This window comes from Micromonospora palythoicola (assembly GCF_036689795.1).
Taxonomy (GTDB): domain Bacteria; phylum Actinomycetota; class Actinomycetes; order Mycobacteriales; family Micromonosporaceae; genus Micromonospora; species Micromonospora palythoicola.
Window position 1 is genome coordinate 1 of sequence record NZ_JBAGKI010000131.1, and the last position, 4,177, is coordinate 4,177.

Annotated in this window: 3 protein-coding genes and 1 pseudogene; 2 read left to right on the forward strand and 2 right to left on the reverse strand. The window is 74.1% G+C overall.

Annotated features, from left to right (window positions below):
• Positions 1-153 precede the first annotated feature (153 nt).
• Both V5O40_RS27820 and V5O40_RS27825 read left to right on the forward strand, forming a co-directional pair.
• Positions 154-639: a hypothetical protein gene (locus tag V5O40_RS27820; RefSeq protein WP_332908197.1), complete on the forward strand. Its 486-nt coding sequence runs from the start codon at positions 154-156 to the stop codon at positions 637-639.
• An 88-nt stretch (positions 640-727) separates the two neighbouring features.
• Positions 728-1,660 carry an alpha/beta fold hydrolase gene (locus V5O40_RS27825; RefSeq protein ID WP_332908198.1) on the forward strand — a complete coding sequence of 311 codons (933 nt, stop codon included), beginning with the start codon at positions 728-730 and terminating at the stop codon, positions 1,658-1,660.
• Positions 1,661-1,663: 3 nt separating this feature from the next.
• Here the strand turns inward: V5O40_RS27825 and V5O40_RS27830 are convergent, their stop codons facing one another.
• Positions 1,664-2,029: a hypothetical protein gene (locus tag V5O40_RS27830; protein ID WP_164446477.1), complete on the reverse strand. Its 366-nt coding sequence runs from the start codon at positions 2,027-2,029 to the stop codon at positions 1,664-1,666.
• Positions 2,026-3,234: pseudogene (locus V5O40_RS27835) on the reverse strand (SseB family protein); the annotation flags it as partial. The pseudogene V5O40_RS27835 and the gene V5O40_RS27830, both read right to left, overlap by 4 nt.
• Between the last annotated feature and the right edge of the window lie 943 nt (positions 3,235-4,177).

Genomic DNA, 4,177 nt, shown 5'->3' on the forward strand with positions numbered 1-4,177 from the left:
TCCACACGGTTAACTACCCCTCGGCGCCTTTCGCCTCCTCGGCCCCCCCGCCCTGGGGGGCCCCGGGGCTGGTCCGCGCCCGGGGCCACCGCCCTTTCCGCACCGGCCACCACCGGAGGGGAACCGTCGCGTCGCCGCTCACGTCATACCGCCGTGCCCACCACGATCCGTACCCGAGCTTCGGCGGCCAGCCTCGTCGCGCTGCTGACCCTCGCCGGGTGCGGCGAGCCGGACGGAGGCACCGTGACCGCCGACCAGCGACCCACCGCGACAGCCGGCCCCACCGGGGCGGGCGATGCCACCGCCGACGGTGCCACCGGGCAACCTCCCGTCGGGCGCACCGGCGGAACCCGATCGCCCACCGAACCGCCGCTGATCGGCAAGCCGACCGCACCACCGAGCCATCCCACCGAGCTACGCAAGGCCAACGTCCTGGCCGGCCGGCTCAGTCGGGGCGGCAACGGGCCCTGCTACACCCTGGTCACCGACGACGGCCGGGAGTACGCCATGTACGGCACCGACAAGGGCACCTTCGCCACCGGCACCTGGGTCCGGGTGACCACCGCCCCGGCGACGGCCGAGGTGGACTGCGGCCCCGGAATCCCGGTCAGCATCCTCAAGATGAGCCAGGTCGGTTGACCGTCGACGTCGTCGTGTCGGATCGGTTGGGCCACCGCGGCGACGGCACCGGCCAGGCGAGCGGCATCGGGGCCCTAGGCTGTCGGGCATGACCGAGCAGCGTGACGAGGCCGTCGACGAGTCCTGCGTACTCACCGAGGGGCCGTGGACGCACCGGTTCGTGGGTGCCAACGGCAGCCGCTTCCACGTCGTGGAGGCGGGTACCGGGCCGATGGTGCTCTTCCTGCACGGCTTTCCCGAACACTGGTGGGCCTGGCACCGGATGCTGCCGGCGGTCGCCGACGCCGGTTTCCGCGCCGTCGCGATGGACCTGCGGGGCTACGGCGCCAGCGACAAACCACCCCGGGGGTACGACGGCTACACCCTCGCGGCCGACGTGGCCGGGCTGATCCGGGCGCTCGGCGAGCGCTCGGCCACCCTGGTCGGCACCGGCGCCGGCGGCATGATCGCCTGGACCGCGGCGTCGTTCCACCCCAACCTGGTGCGTCGCCTGGTGGTGCTCGGCGCCCCGCATCCGCTGCGGCTGCGGGCGGCCATCTTCGCCGACCCGCGCGGCCAGTTCGCCGCGTCGACCCCGGCGCTGAGATTCCAGCTGCCCCGGTATGAACACCTCCTCACCCGCGACAACGGCCGCGCGGTGGAGGAGATCCTGCGCCGCTGGGGCGGCCACCGCTGGGTCACCGGCGCGGACTTCGCCGACTACGCGCGGCGCTACCGGGAGGCCATGCGGATCCCGCAGGCCGCCTTCTGCGCGCTGGAGGGCTACCGGTGGGCGTTCCGGTCGGTGCTGCGGCTGCACGGCTACCGGTTCGTGAAGCTGATGCAGCGACCGCTGTCCGCGCCCACCCTGCAACTGCACGGGGCGCGGGACGTGGCGGCGTTGCCGCGTACCGCCCAGGGCTCCGGTCGCTACGTCAGCGCACCGTACGAGTGGCGGCTGCTCGACGAGGTCGGGCACTTTCCCCACCTGGAGATGCCGGAACTGGTGCTCGGCGAGGTCCTCCGCTGGGCGAAGTCCTGAGCTTCAGACCCGCTGCTCGCGGACGTCGGTGACCTCGCCGACCGGGGCCCATCCCTGGTAGACGCCGAAGTCGAAGGCCTCCAGCCGCATCGCCTGCGCGACCGGCCACCGGCCACCGGTGTACTCGACCCGCAGCCACCCGTCGTGCTCGGCCAGCACGATGAACGGCTGCCCCTTCCAGGTGCAGGTGGTACGGACGTACACCAGTTCCTCGATCTCGCCGGCCGGTACGACCCGGACGTGCCGGCCGGGGCGTACCTCGGTGAAACCCTCGGTCGCCTCCGGCTGGTACAGCCGGACCTCGCTGCCGTCCGGGCTGGCCGGGAACTCCCGCCCGCGCCAGCGCGCCACATAGCCGTCGCGCATCACCGCTCACCGACCTCGCGCCAGGAGAGCGTGTCGGCGTCGAGCACGGCGACCGGTCGCTCGGTGCCCGAGGCGTCGATGCGGACCAGTTGAGCGCCGTGCGGCAGCCGGACACTGTCCACCTTGAACTCGGCCAGCACGTCGCTGCCCTCACCGGGGGCGAAGCCGTTGCCGCGGAACGGTGGCCGTTCGATGACCCAACCCTCCATCGCCCGCATTGCCGCCTCGTTCTGCCCGCCGTACGGGATGCGGTACAGGCTCGGCCGGTACGCCGGCCACCGGAGCACGTAGATCTGTTCAGCGTCCGGCGCGAAGGGCGACTCGGGGTGGTTGAGGCCGAGCGCCTGGTAGAGGGCGGCCGGGGTGGTGAGATGCGCCAGCTCGCTCGCCCGGTGGACGAACCCGGAGACCCGGTCGTAGCCCCGTTCCAGGTAGTAGCCGAGTTGGCTGGGTGCGATCGCCTTCTGCATCACGATCGGCCGGGTCAGGTCACCCGCCGGCGCCGCCTGCCGTGGGCTGCTCGCCGGTGCGGGGGCCTCGACGTTCGGCTCGGGCTCACCCTCGGCGTCGTCGCCGAGGCCGAGTTCGGCGGCCCAGTTGGCCAGCCCGACGATCTGCTCACCGGGCAGCTTCGCACCCACCGGGGTGCCCGGGTTGACGGCGAACGACCAGGAGAGGTCGGGCCACTTCCGGATGAGCTGGACGAAGCGGACCTGGACCGTCTCGGCCGCCGGATCGGTATGGTCGGCGAGGCGCTGCGGAGAGGTGTAGGCCACCACGAAGGTCTGCCCGTCCAACTGCACGGCGGGCCAGACGAAGCCCGGATCGCCGGGACGGCTGCCGGGGGCGGAGTCGGCCGCCACCGGCATCAGAACCCGGGCCAACAGCAATGTGGACAGGAAGGTGTCCGTGCTGCCGGCCTCCGCGGCACCGTACAGGTCCTCCTCCACCTCGTTGGCGGGTTGGAAGGGCGGACCGGCGGGCGCGATGGGCGCACCGGACGCGGGCGCGATGGGCGCACCGGACGTGGGCGCGGTGGGCGCACCGGACGTGGATGTCGGATCCGAGGACTCGGACGGCGCCCCGGACACCGGCGTGAACAGCGACGGGCTCTCCACAGCCGGGCCGGCCGGACGGGCGGCCGGTGCCGCCACTCCGACGCCGGCATCCGTCCGGTCCTGGCGCGGCGGCGCCGGAGCGGCCGTCGGGGCGGCGACCGCCGACTCGGGCGTCACCGTCTGGACCGGGACGGTCGGCTCGGGCGGTGCTGCCGGCACCGCCACCGTCGGCTCCGCTGCCGCCACCGTCGGCTCCGGCCGGGGGGCCGGGAAGCGTACCGTCGGCTCGGGATCGACAGCCACCCGCTGGGGATCGACAGCCGTCGGCTCGGGATCGGCGACCGTCGGCTCCGGTCGGCCCGCCACCTTCGCGTCCTCCGCTGCCGGACGAACCGACGCCGCGCCCGCCCCGGTCGCGGACCGGTCCCCACCGCCGGCTGACCCGCCAGGCTGACCTGCGTGTCCGTTGCCGAGGGTGAGGTCCCGGGCCTCGATGATGGTGCCCTCTATGACGATCGGGGTGAAGCCGCGGCGCGGCGCGGGCGGAGCGGAGACCGGCTCGGCCGCCGAGGTCGGTTGTTCCTCCTCCGGCTGGCGACGGGGTAGCGCCTCGGTCGGATCACCGCCACCGGCGGTCGGATCACCGCCACCCGGAGCCGCCCAACCGACGGGGGTGCTCACCCGCAGCGGCCGAACCGGCCCGTCGGGCGGTGGCAGCGGCTGGGTCGTCTCCTCCTGCGGGACGGGACGGTTCCGGATGGTGGCCTGGTCGTCCTCGCTGAACACGAAAGCGCGGGTCGGCCCGTCGGACGGCTGTTCACCGGCCGGTCCCCGGCGGGGGAACGGTTGACCGCCTCGGAACCGCGACGGTGGTGCTGCCCGGTCGGCGAGGCGGTCACCGCGATGCGGCGAGCGACCGTTCGCCGGCTCGAAGAAGGATCGCTGACCCGTCGGCTGGGAGCCGGCCGGATCGCCGTTGGTGGGCGCGCCGGACCGGTCCGGCGCGGTGGGCCATCCGGGCCCGCCCGACGTCGGTTCCTACGTACGGCCCCCTGCCGGCCGTCGGGGTGACGCGCCGCCCACGGTGCCGGGG

Excerpts from the sequence above, each read along its gene's own strand:
- V5O40_RS27825 (WP_332908198.1), top strand. The coding sequence starts at position 728 with ATGACCGAGCAGCGTGACGAGGCCGTCGACGAGTCCTGCGTACTCACC.